Source organism: Stutzerimonas stutzeri (assembly GCF_018138085.1).
Classification (GTDB): domain Bacteria; phylum Pseudomonadota; class Gammaproteobacteria; order Pseudomonadales; family Pseudomonadaceae; genus Stutzerimonas; species Stutzerimonas stutzeri_AI.
The window spans coordinates 3,605,745-3,622,394 of the sequence record NZ_CP073105.1 but is presented as its reverse complement, the minus strand read 5'-3'; the positions used below and the strand labels follow the sequence as shown (position 1 = coordinate 3,622,394).

18 protein-coding genes are annotated in these 16,650 nt (G+C 62.5%); 5 read left to right on the top strand and 13 right to left on the bottom strand.

Going from position 1 to position 16,650, the window contains the following annotated elements; genetic code table 11:
• Positions 1 to 126: 126 nt before the first annotated feature.
• The 3 genes from KCX70_RS16680 to gloA all read left to right on the top strand — a co-directional run bounded on the left by KCX70_RS16680 (position 127) and on the right by gloA (position 2,817).
• The gene (locus tag KCX70_RS16680; RefSeq protein ID WP_249121656.1) at positions 127 to 1,026 is read left to right on the top strand and encodes a flagellar protein MotY; all 900 of its coding nucleotides are present in this window, start codon (positions 127 to 129) and stop codon (positions 1,024 to 1,026) included.
• A gap of 86 nt (positions 1,027 to 1,112) precedes the next feature.
• Positions 1,113 to 2,330, top strand: a complete 1,218-nt coding sequence (locus KCX70_RS16675; protein ID WP_102853553.1) for an argininosuccinate synthase — start codon at positions 1,113 to 1,115, stop codon at positions 2,328 to 2,330.
• Positions 2,331 to 2,424: 94 nt separating this feature from the next.
• On the top strand, positions 2,425 to 2,817 hold the full coding sequence (gloA, locus tag KCX70_RS16670; RefSeq protein ID WP_021207007.1) for a lactoylglutathione lyase: 393 nt from the start codon (positions 2,425 to 2,427) through the stop codon (positions 2,815 to 2,817).
• Between the two features lie 44 nt (positions 2,818 to 2,861).
• Here the strand turns inward: gloA and KCX70_RS16665 are convergent, their stop codons facing one another.
• The 8 genes from KCX70_RS16665 to rsxA all read right to left on the bottom strand — a co-directional run bounded on the left by KCX70_RS16665 (position 2,862) and on the right by rsxA (position 10,035).
• On the bottom strand, positions 2,862 to 3,041 hold the full coding sequence (locus KCX70_RS16665) for a PA3496 family putative envelope integrity protein (RefSeq protein WP_021207006.1): 180 nt from the start codon (positions 3,039 to 3,041) through the stop codon (positions 2,862 to 2,864).
• 109 nt (positions 3,042 to 3,150) lie between these two features.
• Positions 3,151 to 3,789, bottom strand: coding sequence for an endonuclease III (nth, locus tag KCX70_RS16660; RefSeq protein ID WP_102853552.1), 639 nt, complete (start codon positions 3,787 to 3,789; stop codon positions 3,151 to 3,153).
• 19 nt (positions 3,790 to 3,808) lie between these two features.
• Positions 3,809 to 4,522, bottom strand: coding sequence for an electron transport complex subunit E (locus KCX70_RS16655; protein WP_021207004.1), 714 nt, complete (start codon positions 4,520 to 4,522; stop codon positions 3,809 to 3,811).
• A complete protein-coding gene (gene rsxG, locus KCX70_RS16650; protein WP_212618197.1) occupies positions 4,519 to 5,289 on the bottom strand; it encodes an electron transport complex subunit RsxG in 771 nt (256 codons plus the stop codon). Before rsxG ends, KCX70_RS16655 begins: the two co-directional genes overlap by 4 nt.
• Position 5,290: 1 nt before the next feature.
• Positions 5,291 to 6,319, bottom strand: a complete 1,029-nt coding sequence (locus KCX70_RS16645) for an RnfABCDGE type electron transport complex subunit D (protein WP_212618196.1) — start codon at positions 6,317 to 6,319, stop codon at positions 5,291 to 5,293.
• A 49-nt stretch (positions 6,320 to 6,368) separates the two neighbouring features.
• Positions 6,369 to 8,882, bottom strand: a complete 2,514-nt coding sequence (gene rsxC, locus KCX70_RS16640) for an electron transport complex subunit RsxC (RefSeq protein WP_212618195.1) — start codon at positions 8,880 to 8,882, stop codon at positions 6,369 to 6,371.
• Positions 8,879 to 9,454, bottom strand: coding sequence for an electron transport complex subunit RsxB (gene rsxB / locus KCX70_RS16635; RefSeq protein ID WP_212618194.1), 576 nt, complete (start codon positions 9,452 to 9,454; stop codon positions 8,879 to 8,881). The genes rsxC and rsxB overlap by 4 nt, the downstream gene beginning before the upstream one ends.
• A complete protein-coding gene (gene rsxA, locus KCX70_RS16630; protein ID WP_021206999.1) occupies positions 9,451 to 10,035 on the bottom strand; it encodes an electron transport complex subunit RsxA in 585 nt (194 codons plus the stop codon). Before rsxA ends, rsxB begins: the two co-directional genes overlap by 4 nt.
• 226 nt (positions 10,036 to 10,261) lie before the next feature.
• Here rsxA and KCX70_RS16625 point away from each other — a divergent pair, with 226 nt between their 5' ends.
• A complete protein-coding gene (locus KCX70_RS16625; RefSeq protein WP_212618193.1) occupies positions 10,262 to 10,699 on the top strand; it encodes a hypothetical protein in 438 nt (145 codons plus the stop codon).
• 101 nt (positions 10,700 to 10,800) lie between these two features.
• Here the strand turns inward: KCX70_RS16625 and KCX70_RS16620 are convergent, their stop codons facing one another.
• Both KCX70_RS16620 and KCX70_RS16615 read right to left on the bottom strand, forming a co-directional pair.
• Positions 10,801 to 11,622: an enoyl-CoA hydratase gene (locus KCX70_RS16620; protein ID WP_102847505.1), complete on the bottom strand. Its 822-nt coding sequence runs from the start codon at positions 11,620 to 11,622 to the stop codon at positions 10,801 to 10,803.
• A 223-nt stretch (positions 11,623 to 11,845) separates the two neighbouring features.
• Positions 11,846 to 13,090, bottom strand: coding sequence for a substrate-binding protein (locus KCX70_RS16615; protein ID WP_212618192.1), 1,245 nt, complete (start codon positions 13,088 to 13,090; stop codon positions 11,846 to 11,848).
• Between the two features lie 221 nt (positions 13,091 to 13,311).
• Between KCX70_RS16615 and ung the strand changes: the two genes are divergently transcribed.
• Positions 13,312 to 14,007: a uracil-DNA glycosylase gene (ung, locus tag KCX70_RS16610; protein ID WP_212618191.1), complete on the top strand. Its 696-nt coding sequence runs from the start codon at positions 13,312 to 13,314 to the stop codon at positions 14,005 to 14,007.
• A gap of 35 nt (positions 14,008 to 14,042) precedes the next feature.
• Here ung and KCX70_RS16605 read toward each other — a convergent pair whose 3' ends face one another.
• The 3 genes from KCX70_RS16605 to KCX70_RS16595 form a co-directional block, all read right to left on the bottom strand.
• The gene (locus KCX70_RS16605) at positions 14,043 to 14,555 is read right to left on the bottom strand and encodes a DUF4142 domain-containing protein (RefSeq protein ID WP_102853544.1); all 513 of its coding nucleotides are present in this window, start codon (positions 14,553 to 14,555) and stop codon (positions 14,043 to 14,045) included.
• A gap of 203 nt (positions 14,556 to 14,758) precedes the next feature.
• A complete protein-coding gene (locus KCX70_RS16600) occupies positions 14,759 to 15,595 on the bottom strand; it encodes an HDOD domain-containing protein (protein ID WP_021206993.1) in 837 nt (278 codons plus the stop codon).
• A 41-nt stretch (positions 15,596 to 15,636) separates the two neighbouring features.
• Positions 15,637 to 16,584, bottom strand: a complete 948-nt coding sequence (locus tag KCX70_RS16595) for a YgfZ/GcvT domain-containing protein (RefSeq protein ID WP_021206992.1) — start codon at positions 16,582 to 16,584, stop codon at positions 15,637 to 15,639.
• Between the last annotated feature and the right edge of the window lie 66 nt (positions 16,585 to 16,650).

Below are 16,650 nucleotides of genomic sequence, written 5' to 3'. Positions count from 1 at the left end.
AGTCACCTCGACCCGCTAGCTGTGCAGAAATGGGCGCCGGAGCCCGCCTGACCGCAGCCTGCGCGGCTCAAGAATTTCGCGAGACCACCGATACCCTGAAAGACCCTATATTTTATGGAGCCGCTCGTGCGCCTGCGCTGCCTTGCGATTATCTGTCTGCTGGCTTGCCCATCGGTAGACGCCCTTACCTTCCAGACTCGTCTGGAGCGGGCGCAGTGGCAGGTCGAAGGCGATCAGTTCGAATGTCGTCTGATCCAGCCGGTGGCCGGATTCGGGGTGGGCGAGTTCGTGCGCAGGGCGGGCGAACAGCCGATCTTCCGTTTGCAGTCTCCGGATCGCTGGCTGGGCAACGGATCGGCGACCCTGCTGGCCGCGGCCGCGCCCTGGCAGCCGGACCGCAGCGATATCAACCTGGGTGTGGTTTCGGTTATCGGCGCGGGCGACATCCCGTTCAGCAGTTCGCAGTTGCAGGCCGGACGGTTGCTCAGCGGTTTGCTCGAGGGACGCAGTCCGGTGGTGCGTCACCGCACCCGGCAAGGCGGTGAGGCTCTGGAGGTCAGGCTGCTGCCGGCGCGCTTCAGCAAAGCCTACGAGGATTTTCGCACCTGCACGGCGAAACTGCTGCCGGTGAATTTCGACCAGATCCGTCGTTCCCAGATCGGCTTTCCGGCGGGTGACGTAGCGCTCGACGCGCTGGGCCAGGCCAAGCTCGACATCATCCTGCAGTTCCTCAAGGCCGATCCCAGCGTCAATCGCATCGAACTCGACGGCCATTCCGACAACAGCGGAAACCGTCTCACCAACCGTGACCTGTCCCGGCGCCGCGCACTCGCGGTCGAGGAGTATCTGATCGCCAATGGCGTGCCGAAGGAGCAGATCACGGTGCGCTTTCATGGCGAGCGCTATCCCCTGGCTCCCAACAACAGCGAAGCCAATCGGGCCAAGAATCGCCGGGTCACCCTGCGCCTGGACCACGCTCCCGCGACCACCACGGCCGCTACCGAGGGCAGCGCGCCGGCGTCCTGACCCCGGACAGCGCTCGCGCCCCTGTAAAACCGCCGCCGCGACCAGTAGAATCCTCGCTTTCCTTACAATCCCGGGAGTGGATGGCAATGGCCGACGTAAAGAAGGTAGTCCTGGCGTATTCCGGTGGCCTGGACACCTCGGTGATCCTCAAGTGGCTGCAAGACACCTATAACTGCGAAGTGGTGACCTTCACCGCCGACCTCGGACAGGGCGAGGAAGTCGAGCCAGCGCGTGCCAAGGCCAAGGCCATGGGCGTCGAGGAAATCTACATCGACGACCTGCGCGAAGAGTTCGTACGCGACTTCGTCTTCCCGATGTTCCGCGCCAATACCGTTTACGAAGGTGAGTACCTGCTCGGTACCTCCATTGCCCGTCCGCTGATCGCCAAGCGTCTGATCGAGATCGCCAACGAGACCGGTGCCGATGCCATTTCCCACGGCGCGACCGGCAAGGGCAACGACCAGGTTCGTTTCGAGCTCGGCGCCTATGCGCTCAAGCCGGGCGTAAAGGTCATCGCTCCGTGGCGCGAATGGGACCTGCTCTCGCGCGAGAAGCTGATGGACTACGCGGCCAAGCACGAAATCCCGATCGAGCGTCACGGCAAGAAGAAGTCACCGTACTCAATGGATGCCAACCTGCTGCATATCTCCTATGAAGGCGGCGTGCTGGAAGACACCTGGACCGAGCACGAAGAGGACATGTGGCGCTGGACCAAGTCCCCGGAAACCGCGCCGGATTCGCCGACCTACATCGAGCTGACCTACCGCAAGGGCGACATCGTTGCCATCGATGGCAAAGAGATGACCCCGGCCGAAGTGCTGACCTACCTGAACAAGGTCGGCGGCGAGAACGGCATCGGTCGTCTGGATATCGTCGAGAACCGCTACGTCGGCATGAAGTCGCGCGGCTGCTACGAAACCCCCGGCGGCACCATCATGCTCAAGGGCCACCGTGCCATCGAGTCGATCACCCTGGACCGCGAAGTGGCGCACCTGAAAGACGAGCTGATGCCCAAGTACGCCAGCCTGATCTACAACGGCTACTGGTGGAGCCCGGAACGCAGCATGCTGCAGCAGATGATCGACGCCTCGCAGATCAATGTGAACGGTGTGGTGCGTCTGAAACTCTATAAAGGCAATGTCATCGTCACGGGCCGCAAATCGGACGATTCGCTGTTCGATGCCAACATCGCTACCTTCGAGGACGATGCCGGCGCTTACGATCAAGCCGACGCCGGTGGCTTCATCAAGCTCAACGCGCTGCGCATGCGCATCGCCGCGAACAAGGGTCGGACGCAGTTCTAACGTCGCCTGCCCGATGCCTGACCATGACCCCGGCCACGAGCCGGGGTTGTGTTTTCTGCACCGCTAAATGCCTTGTCGATGAGGAGAAAACACCATGAGACTGCTGCATACCATGCTGCGCGTCGGCGATATGGAGCGATCCATCGCCTTCTATACCGAAGTGCTGGGCATGACCCTGCTGCGCCGGAAGGACTACCCGGACGGCAAGTTCACCCTGGCGTTCGTCGGCTATGGCGATGAGGCGCACAACAGTGTGCTGGAACTGACCCACAACTGGGGCGTCGATAAATACGACCTGGGCAATGGCTACGGTCACATCGCGCTGGAAGTCGAGGACGTCTACAAGGCGTGTGAGGACATCCGCAGCCGCGGCGGCAAGATCACCCGGGAGCCGGGTCCGATGATGCACGGCACCAGTATTCTCGCCTTCGTCGAGGATCCAGACGGCTACAAGGTGGAACTGCTTTCACCGTCTCGCCGCGATTGATCGACAGCGCATAAAAAAGCCCCGACGTTCGGGGCTTTTTCGTTTCAGAGGTCGAAGTCGAACTCGTTGAGCTGCTTCTGCAGGCGGCGTTCTTCGAGCAGATTGTCGATAATCCGGCGCTTGGTCAGGTTGGTCTTGGCCACTTCGACCGGGGCCTCTGCAGTATCGTCTTCGTCGTCTGCGACGAAGTCGTCTTCAATCTGGATATCTTCTTTCTCGGACACTTGTCTCACTCCACGGCTAAGGCGCGCTGTTGGCGCTCCTTATAGCGACAAAAAACATGGCCGTAAAAAAGATTTTTTCAATCAGCGGGCAGCTTTTTGCCGGGGCGGATCAATCGTCCGAGGTCTTGTGCTTGTACTCGCAGAGATCCTCGATTCGGCAACTGCCGCATTGTGGCTTGCGTGCCTTGCAGACGTAGCGCCCATGCAGGATCAGCCAATGGTGGGCGTCGAGCAGATAGTCTTTCGGAACGAACTTGATCAGCTTGCGCTCGACTTCCAGCACATTTTTGCCTGGGGCGATGTTCGTGCGATTGGCGACACGAAAGATATGGGTGTCGACGGCCATGGTGAACTGGCGAAACGCCGTGTTCAGTACCACGTTGGCGGTCTTGCGTCCTACCCCTGGCAGCGCTTCGAGGGCTTCGCGGCTGTCGGGAACCTGGCTGCCGTGTTTCTCGATCAGGATGCGGCAGGTCTCCAGCACGTTCTTCGCCTTGCTCGGATACAGGCCGATGGTCTTGATGTAGCTGCACAGGCCGTCGTAGCCAAGCGCGTAGATCGCTTCCGGGGTATTGGCGACCGGATACAGCTTGGCCGTGGCCTTGTTTACGCCGACGTCGGTGGCCTGGGCTGAGAGAATCACCGCGATCAGCAGCTCGAAGGGCGTGCTGTATGCCAGTTCGGTCTTGGGCTCAGGATTGTCTTCGTGAAAGCGGCGAAAGATCTCCCGACGTTTCGCGGCGTTCATCGGGCGGGTCCTCCTCGCATCATTCGATCACCCCGGTGACGCGTACCCGACGGCTTTGCACCGGCTCGACCGGCTGCCTGGCCTTGGCGCGCTCGGCCAGTTGTAGATCGATGCGGTTCTTCAGCGCAATCAGCAGGCCGAGCACGATGAAGGCGCCGGGCGGCAGGATCGCCAGCAGGAAGCCTTTGTAGTCGCTGAACAGGGTGATTTGCCAGTCTGCGGCAGCCGGCCCGAACAACAGGTGCATATTGGCGAACACGGCCCCTGTACCGAACAGCTCGCGTAGCCCGCCGAGGACGACCAGCACCAACGCGAACCCCAGCCCCATGAGCAGGCCGTCGTAGGCGGCGATCAGCGGATTGTGCTTGGCCGCGAAGCCATCGGCGCGGCCGAGGATCACGCAGTTGGTGGTGATCAGCGGAATGAAAATGCCGAGGATCTGGTAGAGCTCGTAGGTGTAGGCCTGCATCAGCAGTTCGATGCAGGTGGTCAGCGCCGCAATGATCATCACGAAGGCCGGCAGGCGCACGGCGGTATTGACCACGCTGCGTACCAGCGACACGGCGATGTTCGAGCAGATCAGTACCAGTGCGGTGGCAAGTCCGAGTCCCAGCGCGTTGACGGTGGAGTTGCTCACTCCGAGCAACGGGCAGAGCCCCAATAGCTGGACCAGCGCCGGGTTGTTCTTCCACAGGCCGTTGACGCTCAGTTCGCGGTAGCTGGGATTGCTCATGGTGTCTGACCTTTCTGTGCGGGCTGCGGCTCATCGATTCGCAGCTCGTCGCGGGCGGCTGCGTCGCCCGCGCGTGAGTGCGTGGTCACTGGCGCCGGCTCAACATGCTCGTCGAGCGTCTCTCCAGGCGCCGCCGGGATGCCGTCGGCATGGAGCAGCTCGGCCTTGTGCGCCTCGAAGTATTGCAGGGCTCGATGCACCGCGCCGACTACCGCACGCGGCGTGATGGTGGCACCGGCGAACTGGTCGAATGCGCCTCGGTCTTTCTTCACGGCCCAGCCGGACTCGCCCGGATCGCTCAGCGAACGGTCGTCGAAGCTGCGTATCCACCGGCTTTTGGCCAGTTCGATCTTGTCACCCAGGCCGGGCGTCTCGCGGTGGCCGACCACGCGAACGCCGGCGATCCGACCGTCCGCTCGTACGCCGATGAGCAGTCGTATCGCGCCGCTGTAGCCGTCGGGCGCGATGGCCTGAAGGATCACCGCGCTGGGCTTGCCATCCTTACGGGCGATATAGGCCGCCAGCGGCTTGCGGGTGCCGAGCAGCGGGTCGTGCACTTCGATGCTGCTGTCGAGCAGCTGGTTGTCATAACTGCCGCGGGGCAGAATTTCGTTCAACGCGCTTAGCTGTGCGGCACGCTCGGATGCCTGGATGCGCTCGGCGGTGAACTGCTGCAGAAGGGTTACCGCGCCGACCGTGACCACGGCGAACAGGCCCAGCACCAGGCTGTTCTTGAGCATCGAGCGGCTGAGTTCAGGAAGGATCATGTCATTCGCCCAGCTTGAAGCCGCGCTCGGCCTTGCGGTGGCCGTAGGTGCGCGGGCGGGTGTAGTAGTCGATGGTCGGAGCGGCCAAGTTCATCAGCAACACGGCGAACGCCACGGCGTCCGGATAACCGCCCCAGGCGCGGATGACATAAACCAGCACGCCGACGCCGGCGCCGAAGATCAGCCGGCCCTGGTTACTGGTGGCGCCGCTCACCGGGTCTGTGACGATGAAGAAGGCGCCAAGCATGGTCGCGCCGCTGAGCAGATGGAACAGTGGCGAGCCGTGGCTATCCGATCCGGAACCGTTCCAGAACAGCAGGCTCATGACCGCCAGCGCGGCGAGCATGCCGACCGGCGCGTGCCAGCTGAAAAGGCGCTTGTGCAGCAGAAACAGGCCTCCGGCCAGGAACGCCAGGTTCACCACCTCCGAGCCGATGCCGCCGAAGTGACCGAACGCCGGGTTGGCCCAGAGCTCGTCGACCGTAAGGCTCTTGTTGACCTTCAGCACATCGAGTGCCGTGGCTTGTGCCCAACCGTCGGGCAGCGAGGCGATGCCGAGAATATGCTGCAACCCGGCGCCAACACCGACGCTGTGCGGCACGGGCCAGGTGGTCATCTCCACCGGGAAGGACACCAGTACCACCACGTAGCCGATCATCGCAGGGTTGAACGGGTTCTGACCCAGGCCGCCATAAAGCTGCTTGCCAAACACGATGGCGCTACCGGTGGCGATCAGCGTGAGCCACCACGGCGAGTAAGGCGGCAGCGCCAATGCCAGCAGCACGGCGGTGACCAGTGCGCTGCCGTCGCGTAGAAAGAATGCCACCGGGCGTTGCCGAATCTTGAGGATCAGCGCCTCGACGGCAAGCGCCACGACGCTGGCCCAGAGCAGGTTGATCAGGGTGCCGGCACCATATAGCCAGGTCAGGGCGACGACTCCCGGCAATGTTGCGGCCAACACCAGCAACATGACCCGCTGGGTGCGGTTGTTTCCCTTGGTATGCGGTGAAGTGATGCGGGGCAGGGCCATTGGCTCTCCGGTTTAAGCAGTGTAGGGCAGTGGCGCCGCCCCAGGACGGTCACGCCGGCGGCGCTTCGGCCCCTAACGAATCGGTATGTGCCTGCAATTTGCGTTCGGCTTCGTCCAGTCGCGCCCGGGCGGCCTCGATCGCGCTGGCGTCACTGGCCGCATCGCGTTCCAGCTTGCGCAAGTCGGCGCGAGCGTAGGCCGCATCGGTTTTCAGCACGCGGGTCTGGTCGTCCAGCGGGCGTTTGTCATGCCGAACGAGCACCGGCGCGGGCTTGCCGCAGTTCTCTTCAGCCTTATGCAATGCCTGCTCCGCACTGGCCAGGCCATCACGAAGCCGGCTCAGCTCGGCGTCGTCTGCGCCGGCCTTCTCGGCTTTCTTCAGTTCGGCCCGCTTCATCGCGAGCTCAATCTTGGCTTTCTTCAGTGCCTCGTCATTGGCGGGCTTGGCCGGCGCCGTGGTGGCTGCGCTGCCCTGCGCTTCGGCCAGGGCCTTTTCGGCGTCGGCGAGTTGCGCTTGAAGGCGGGTCAGCTCGGCCTGCTGTTCGGCATCCGGGCTTTCCAGCTTCTCCAGCTTGCGCAACTGCGCGCGTAGCATGGCGGCTTCGATCTTGGCTTTCTTCAGTGCCTCGTCATTGGCGGGCTTGGCCGGCGCCGTGGTGGCTGCGCTGCCCTGTGCCTCGGCCAATGTCTTTTCGGCGTCGGCGAGTTGCGCTTGAAGGCGGGTCAGCTCGGCCTGCTGTTCGGCATCCGGGCTTTCCAGCTTCTCCAGCTTGCGCAGCTGTGCGCGGAGCATGGCGGCTTCGATCTTGGCTTTCTTGGCCGCGTCGCTGTTTGCCGGGGCGGGTGCTGCCGGTGACGGAGGCGCGAGCGCCATGGCCTCGTCCAGGGCCTTTTGCGCTGTCGCGGCCGCCTCGCGCAGCTCGGCGACCTGGGCCTCGAGTTCGGCTGTCGCATGCGCGGCGAGTTGCTTCTCTGCTTTCTTCAGGGCGACCTGGGCCATGCTCGCTTCGATCTTGAGTTTTTTCTGCTCCTCCGACAGCCCCGTCTTGTTCGCCTGCACGCGGGCGAGTGGATCGTCCAGGTTGGCTGGCGCGCTGGTTTCCGTCTGGGCTGCCTTGGCGCGTGCGGCGCGCTCGGCCCGCGCCTTGCGGTCTGCTTCCTTCTGCTCCTCGGCGCGTCGCAGGCGCTCCTGGCGCAGCTCGAAGCGTTGTTTGGAATGCTCGGCTTTCTGCTGTTTCTGTTCCAGCGCACGAATTTCGCCCTTGGCGGCGCGGTAGTACTGCACCAGGGGAATGCTCGAGGGGCAGACATAGGCGCAGGCGCCGCATTCGATGCAGTCGAACAGGTTGTACGCCTTGAGCTGATCGTGCTCCTGGCCTAGCGCGAAGAAGTGCAACTGCTGCGGTAGCAGGTTGGCCGGACAGGCCTCCGCGCATTCGCCGCAGCGGATGCACGGCAACGCCGGAGGCGGCGGTGGCAGCTCAGCCAGGGTCGTGGCCAGCAGGCAGTTGGTGGTCTTGACCAGGGGGACGTCCATTGATGGCAAGGTGAAGCCCATCATCGGGCCGCCCATGATCAGGCGGTTGAGCTTGCCAGTGTCGAGCCCTGCGAACGCGAGCAGCTCGCTCACCGGGGAGCCGATCAGCGCCTCGACGTTCATCGGGCGTGCCAGCGCTTCGCCGGTCAGGGTGGTGATTCGCGAGATCAGCGGCTTGCCCAGCAGTACGGCGTCGTGAATGGCCACGCAGGTACCGACGTTCTGGCAGAGCATGCCGATGTCGGCCGGCAGGCCACCGCTGGGTACTTCTTCTCCGGTAAGAATCTGGATCAGCTGCTTCTCGCCGCCGGAAGGGTACTTGGTCGGGAAAACCTTGATCTGAAAGTCACGCTTGCCGACCGCGGTGCGTACGGCTTCGATGGCTTCGGGCTTGTTGTCTTCGATGCCGATCAGCACCTGCTCGGCTTGGATCAGGTGGGTCAGGATTTCGATGCCGGCGACGAGCTCAGTGGCCTTCTCGCGCATCAGCAGGTCATCGGCGGTGATGTAGGGTTCGCACTCGGTGCCGTTGATGATCAGCGTGCGGATCTTCTGGCTGGGCGGGGCGGTGAGCTTGACTGCCGTCGGAAAGCCCGCACCACCGAGGCCGCTGATTCCGGCCTGACGGATGGTTTCCAGCAGCTGGTCGGCCGGCATGGCCCGGTAATCCGCCTGCGGTCGCAGCTCGGTCCATTCGTCCTGGCCGTCACTGTCGATGACGATGGCGGCGCTCAGCATGCCGGAAACATGCGGGTAGGGTTGCGGGCCGATGTAGCTGACGATGCCGGAGGTGGGTGCATGCACCGGTGCGCTGACGAAACCGCTGGCCTCGGCGATCTTTTGTCCCTTGAGGACGCGTTCGCCAAGCGTGACACAGGGTTCGGCCGGTGCGCCGAGATGCTGGGCGAGCGGCACCACCAGTTTCGCCGGCACGGGCGGTCGCTGGACGGGCGTCCGGTTGGACAACTCCTTGCGCTCCGGCGGATGGATGCCGCCGTGGATGTCCCAGATGTTCAGCGAAGTCATGCGGCCTGCTCCCGGTCAGTTGCGATCAGCTGGCCTGGCATCAAGGGCTGCTCCCACTTCCAGCTCTGCAGGTTGCTGCCGAGTTCGATCATGTCGATGCAGTCCACCGGGCAGGGCTCGACGCAGAGGTCGCATCCGGTGCATTCGGAGACGATGACCGTATGCATCTGCTTGGCGGCGCCGACGATCGCGTCTACCGGGCAGGCCTGGATGCACTTGGTACAGCCGATGCACTCGGCCTCACGGATATAGGCGACGCGTGGTGGCACTTCACCCTCGACGGCATCCAGTGGCTCGGGTTCGACATCGAGCAGGTCGGCCAGGGCCTGGATGGTGGACACGCCACCCGGTGGACATTTGTTGATCTTGTCGCCGCCAGCGATCGCCTCGGCGTAGGGCTTGCAGCCTGGATAGCCGCATTGGCCGCACTGGGTCTGCGGCAGCAGCGCGTTGATCTGCTCGGCGATCGGGTCGCCCTCGACACGAAAGCGAACCGCGGCGAATCCGAGGATCGCTCCGCATATCAGGCACAGCGCAAGGAGCGCGAGCACGGCGATTACGACCAGACTCATAGCTTGATCAACCCACTGAAGCCCATGAACGCGAGTGACATAAGGCCAGCCGTGATCATCCCGATGGCTGCGCCCTGGAACGATTTGGGAACGTCGGCGATGGCGATGCGCTCACGCATGGCGGCGAACAGCACCAGCACTAGGGAAAAGCCCAGGCCGGCGGCAAAACCGTTGGCCGTGGCGGTAATGAAGGTGAATTCGGATTTGTTGGCATTCAGCAGGGCGACGCCCAGTACGATGCAGTTCGTGGTGATCAGCGGCAGGAAGATGCCCAGGACACGATAGAGCAGGGGGCTGGTCTTGTTCACCACCATTTCCGTGAACTGAACCACCACCGCAATCACCAGAATGAAGCTGATGGTGCGGAGAAACTCCAGGTCCAGCGGTTTCAACACATACTGTTGCACCAGATAGCTGCACATGGCTGCTAGCGTCAGCACGAAGGTAGTGGCCAGCGAAAGGCCTATTGCGGTTTCGATCTTCTTCGAAACGCCCATGAACGGGCACAGACCGAGAAACTGCACAAGCACGAAGTTGTTGACCAGGATGGCGCTAACCATGATCAGGGCGAGTTCGGTCATCGCGGGTTCCTGTGGCGCTCTGCACGAGCCGAGGCTAAAAGGCCGCTATTATCGGGAACCCACGGCAGCCATACAAGGCCGTAGCCATTCACAGGCCCCGCGGGCGCTGCGGCTCGGTGACACATATGGATACGCACCTGCGGTCGGCATGAATGCCAGACGGCCGTTCGTTGTGGTCAGATGTCAAAGGCCGCAGCTGTCAGGCAGAGCGGCCAGGAGGTGTTCGATGAAGATACCGATGGCGATCATGCTGCTGTTCATGGGCTTCGTGACGCAGGCGTGTGCGGATTCGCGAGGTGGTGTGTGGGTTTACCAGCCGGATGGCGGCAGCTATCGCGTGGAAAGCCGCGCCTACCAGTACGACCCCCGCAGCCCTTATCCGCAATACCGCCAATATCCACAGAACCTGCCGCCACGCTACCAGGGGCAGCTCCCTCCGCGCTACTACGACCGACACCGCCAAGCCGACCCGCAGAGCTGGAGACACCAGCGTCATGGTGAGTATCGTCGGCATTGGAATGACCGTGGCAGGTCCGGCATCGATCGTTCGCAGCGCTGGCACCACGATCGACCCCAGCAGTACGGACGGTCACCGCTGATCCGCGACCGAAGCGATTTGCGAATGTACCCGCGCGATTTCGGCGGTCGCCAGCCGCGCCGTTAAAGGTGCTCTGCTGAATCCTGGCGTAGAGGGGTGTCAGACTGCGCCCGGCCTGCCGCGCCGGGACGCTATCTGAGGTTCGTCAGGCTTCTGGACCGGCCGGTTCAGCAGTTCCTCCAGCGCGGGTCGCGCTTTTCGAGGAACGCATTGACGCCTTCCAGCGTGTCCTGCGCCTCGAACAGGTCGACGAACGCCTCGCGCTCGGCCGAGGCCTGTTGCGCTGGGCCGCGGCGGTGCATGGAGTCGATCAACGGCTTGATGGTGCGCACCGCGACCGGGCTCTGACGCGCGACTCGGGAAGCCAGCAAAAGGGCGTGTCCGCGGGCTTCGCCGGGTTCCACGATCTGCTCCACCAGCCCGATACGCAGCGCGGTATCTGCACTTAGTCGCTCACCACAGAGAATCATCCGTTTCGCCCAGCCTTCCCCGACCAGCCACGCCAGCGCCTGGGTGCCTCCAGCGCAGGGCAGTAACCCGACCGAAGCTTCCGGCAGGCCGAGCTGCGCCTGCTGTTCGGCGATACGGATGTCGCAGGCCAGTGCGCACTCCAGGCCGCCACCAAGGGCGAAGCCGTTGATCGCGGCGATCGACACACCGCGAAAGTTGCGCAGCGCCTCGAAGGCTTCACCGAAGCGCTTGGCCATCTCATGTGCGCGTGCTCGATCGCCGTCGGCGAAGAGCTTGAGGTCGGCTCCCGCGCTGAAGAACTTCTCGCCCTGGCCGCTGATGACCAGCGCATAAACCTCGTCGTCATGGTTTAGGTGCTCGACCACCTGCTTGAGGCCGATCAGCGACTCACGATCCCAGGTATTGGCCGGCGGATGATTGATGGTTATCAGCGCGGTGTGGCCGTGTTTTTCCACGGTCAGCTTGTGGGTCAGATCGAAAACGCCAGATTTGTAGGGTTCAACGGCAGTGTTGCTCATGATGTGATCATCCTCGTCAGGATTACTGCGATTGGTCTGTATCAGATAGGCAAATAGCTCGTACGTTGCAAGCGGGCGGCGGCAGGGAAGGGGTGCGCTGATTGCAGATGAGATGCGACGTGGCGCCAGTGCCGCGCGAGTCGGCCCTCGCGGCGAAAGCCATCGGTCATGAAGCGGGACGGCACAGGGCGTGGCGCGAATGCCCTGTGCCGTCCGCCATCGGTCATTGAAGCGTCAGCGGTTGGCCCGCCGCGCGTCGTTCCGCCTGCCATTCGGCGAGCGACGGTGCCGCTTGCTCGCCGGTCAGACGGTGAACGATGTCGAAGTAGTCCTGCTTGAACCGATCCTTGAGTACGTCTTCGCGCGGCTTGACCCTTACCGCGTAGACCGTCTGCAGGTTCTGGTGATCGAAGGTGCGCCACTGCTGTTCGTCCTTGAGCAGGCTGTAGCGATGGCCTTCCAGCGCCTCGATGATCCGCTCGCTGTCGAGGCTGCGGGCACGCGTGGCCGCGTCGGCCCATTGATAGACGATGCTGTAGGCCGAAGCGGCCGAGCTGGAAGGGTGGGTCTGATAGCGCTCGTCGTAATGCTCGACGAACTGCTGGCCTGCAGCCGACCCTTCGAGATCGGGGACGCGCCAGGTCCAGGGCTCGGTGCCCAGCACGCCGCGCATGATGTCGGGGCCTGCCGTTTCAACCATGCTCAGGGTCAGGTTCGGTACCGCGATTTGCATTTTCTTGTTCAGGCCCAGCTCGTCGACGATCCGCATGGCTCGCACCAGATCCTCGCCGAAGAGCACCAGCACCAGCACCTCGGTGTCGCTCTTGGCAACCTGGGTCAGCGCTTCGCGGTAATCGGATAGGCGTGCGCCGGGGAATGCTGTCTTGATGCCCGGATGCTGGCGATTGTCCTGGGTGCCGGTTGCCTGGCGCAGCGAGCTCTCGCTGGTGTGCCCCCAGGTGTAATCGGAGGTGATGTAGAAATAGCGCTTGTCGGGCAGGTGTTCGTTCAGGTATTGCCCCAGCACCTGCGCACTCATCCAGGCGTTGTTGCACTCGCGGAACATGTAGCGATGGGCGTCCTTGCCAGTGGTGTCGTTGGAGTAGGTGAGGGTGCCGAAATAAAGGAGACCACGCTCCTTGGCTCGCTTGCCGGCGGCGATGGCGACTGCGCTCGATGCGCCACCGAACAGCATGGCAACCCCTTCGTCGGCCAGCTTGTCGACGTTGGCGACGGCCTTGTCGGGTCGCGAGGCGGAATTGCGGCTCGATAGCTTCAGCGGTCGGCCCAGCACGCCACCTTTGGCGTTGATCTCTTCGATCGCCAGCAGTGCGCCGCGCATCTGTGACAGTCCTTCCTCCTTATAGCTGCCCGTGCGCGGATAGTTGAGCCCAAGGGTGATTGGGTCGGCCGCTTCGGCGGCCAGGCAGAAGCCCAGCCCCAAAGCCAGAAGGATGCTCCGTTTCATGGCGATTCCTTGTTGTAATTGTTGTTGGCAAGACGCTTTTTTAGCGCGCACTCCTACTGCCCGTCACCTGCTCATTGGTCGTACAGCAGGGCTTGATCATGCAACTGTGCGGTGGGCGACATTTTCATATCGTCTGCCGGTGCCTGGACGCCGCCGGGGCCCGCATTGACTCGTTGCGAAGCTTTCCTTAGGGTCAGCGCCTCGGCAACCAGGGTAGTTCCATGAATCAAGGTGATCGCGTCAAACTCGAAGACAGCTGGAAAACCGCCTTGCGCGACGAGTTCGAACAGCCCTACATGCGGGAGCTCGGCGATTTTCTACGCCGTGAAAAAGCGTCTGGAAAGGTCATTTATCCGCCGGGTCCGTTGATTTTCAACGCGCTGAACTCGACGCCACTGGAGCAAGTGCGGGTCGTGATCCTGGGGCAGGATCCTTATCACGGTCCCGGCCAGGCGCATGGCCTGTGCTTCTCCGTTCAACCGGGAGTGGCGCCGCCGCCGTCGTTGCAGAACATATTCAAGGAACTCAAGCGCGACCTGAATCTGGAGATTCCGGGCCATGGTTACCTGCAGCATTGGGCGGATCAAGGTGTACTGATGCTCAATACGTCACTGACGGTCGAGCAAGGAATGGCCGGGTCGCACGCCAAGATGGGCTGGCAGCGGCTGACCGACAGGATCATCGAGCTGGTCAGCGAAAGACGCTCGAACGTCGTGTTCATGCTCTGGGGCGCTCATGCGCAGAGCAAAGCCAAGCTGATCGATCCGACCAAACACCTGTTGCTCAAGTCGGTTCATCCTTCGCCGCTGTCGGCACATCGCGGATTCATCGGCAACGGGCATTTCAGTCGGGCCAACCAGTTTCTCAAACAGCAAGGATTGGCGCCGATCGACTGGACGCTACCGTCCGTGGTGTGAGCCTGGCGCCGCGGCCGAAGCGCCAGGCATTGTGTTTACTGCTTGCTACCGTGCTTGGAGGCCAGTTCCTTTGCGTGTTGCAAGTGCTGCTCCAGCTCTTTCAGCGTGGATTCGGCGAACTGCTTGAGCTCGGCGTTTTCACCGTTCTTCGCGTATTCGCGATACAGCTCGATGGTCTGTTCGTGGGCCACTACCTGATTGTTGGCATAGGCCTGATCGAAGTTTTCGCCATCACGCAGTTTGAGGATCATGGCCTTGGCCTTGTCCATCAGCGTCGCTTCGTCTGACATTTCAAGGTCGTCATTCTGGCCGGCAAGCTTGGCAAGTTGCTGATTCGACTTGGTGTGATCGTCGATCATCTTTTGCGCGAAGGTCTTGACGTCCTCGGCGGTGCCCTTGTCCAGTGCCAGCTTGGCGGTTTCTATTTCCGCCATGCCCTTGGCCGAGGCCTCGTCGACGAAGTTTTCACCCTCTGCGGCCAGCGCGAAGTTCGCCGCTACACCGAACAGCACTGCTGCGGTACCTGATAGGAAAGCTTTGGTCGTCATGTTGTTCTCCTTCATCTACTGACAAGTCGATGCGGTGCCGAGGCAAGACCAGTGGCACAAGCAAGATGCGGCAAGAGCGCCGTCTATATTTGTGACTGGGGGCCGCTGGCAGGGGTTCCTGCGCTCCGGCGAGCGGTAGGAGAACGGTCGCATCGGTTGAAGCAGACAGGCGGGCGCCGGAAGGCACCCGCGCGGGGGAAGAGTTACTGCAACATGCTCATCGCCGCATCCATCGCTGCGGACAGGTCTTCGTCTTCCTGGAGCAGCGTGGCAGGATCGAGCCCCAGCTTGGCGAATGCCGGAATCCGGTTCCAGTCGAGCTGCGTATAGGGGTGGGAGGTGCCGATATGGCTCTGCAGCGTCGCGACCTGGACGATATCGACATAATCCACCTTGTCCGATACGCGGGAAAAATCCAGATGCTGGCCCGGTACCACGGCGATCGAATCGGGAAACTCCCAGGCGTGCAAAATCTTTTCGCCGATGACGGGATGAATGCGATCGATCACGTGGTTCAGGCTTATGGAGTCACTGAGCAGTGCGCTGTGTTCTTCGGCATAGGTCAGGATGGGCAGCACGCCGATCTGATGAACCAGGCCCGCCAGCGTCGCCTGGTCGGCCGGCAGACGGGTGAAGTTGCGGCACAGCACATGGCTGATCGCGGCGATCTCCGTGCTCTTGTTCCAGACCTCGCGCATCTTGCGGTCCACGACGTCGGTGGTCGCCTGGAACATCTGTTCCATTGCCAGGCCGGTTGCCAGGTTGGAGGTGTAGTTGATGCCCAAGCGGCTGATCGCCATCTGCAGGTCGTTGATCTCCCGGTTGGTACGCAGCAGGGGGCTGTTGACCACTTTGATGATGCGCGCCGTCAAGGCTGCATCATTGCCGATCACCTTCGCCAGCGTCGGGATGCTCACGTCAGGGTCTTCGGCGGCCTCACGGACCCGTAGAGCCACTTCCGGCAGCGTCGGCAGGACCAGCTCGTCGTTTTCGATCGCTTGCATCAAGTCCCGCTGGACCTTGTCGGCAAGAGTGCTCATGTCGCTCCTTATTGATGATTCTGTTGCGTGGCAGGCAGGGACTAGCGCTGGATTTCTCGGTCCGCGTCTAGCGTGTAAGGCAGGTCAAGCAGCGTGAGCGGCGAGCCGTCTGGCGATCCCAGGGAAATACGGCCATCGGCTGCCGCATCCTCCTGCAATACCGCGAGCAGTTCCAGCGTTCCCTCTGCGCTGGCCGCCAGGACCACCTCGCCCACGCTCGATCCGTGGACCGGCGAGTACAGTTCGAGGCCGGGTGCCGGCACCTCGGTGTCGATACTTTCGGCGGCGAGTCGGTACAGGCGGCGTTTCAATTTGCCCAGATACTGCATGCGCGCAACGATTTCCTGCCCGGTGTAGCAGCCCTTCTTGAAGCTGACCCCGTCCAGCGCCTGCAGATTGATCATTTGCGGGATGAACATCTCACGAGTACCTGCCAGCACCTGGCCAATACCGGCGCGGATCTGCGCCAGCAGCCAGCGATCGAGCGGCGCTTGAGGCAACTGCGCTGCCAGCCGTCGACCCACGGTGTCGGCATCGGACGACCGGGTCCAGAGCTCGGCGCGGCCGTCGGCCAGGCGCACGGCGATCATCGAGTGGGCGCTGACTATCTGGTTGGCGGCTTGCGGCAAGTCCAGCCCGAGACTGATCAGGGCGCCATCGCCCTCGCTGAGGCCGAAGCGAACCCAATCGCCGCTTTCGTCATGCAGTTTGGATTTCGAGAACGCAGCATATTTGCTCAGGTCGGTGAGCTGCGCCGGTACCAGTTCGCGGTCCATTGCCAGCAGGAAACCGTCACCTTCCGGCAGGATGCGAAAGCTCGACTGCATGCGCCCCTTGGGCGTGCAGCGTGCACCGAGACTCGAGTGTTGGGCGTCGAGATAGTTGAGGTTGCAGGTCAGTTGGCCCTGCAGAAATTTGCTTGCGTCCGGCCCGCGTACGGCCAGGATGCCTTCGTGCGACAGGACGCAGAAAAAAGCAGTGTCAGTCATGACGGGTCGCCGTGAAGTAAACCGGACCGCATCATAGCAGGAGGTTGGCAAAACGCAGCGTGCCTC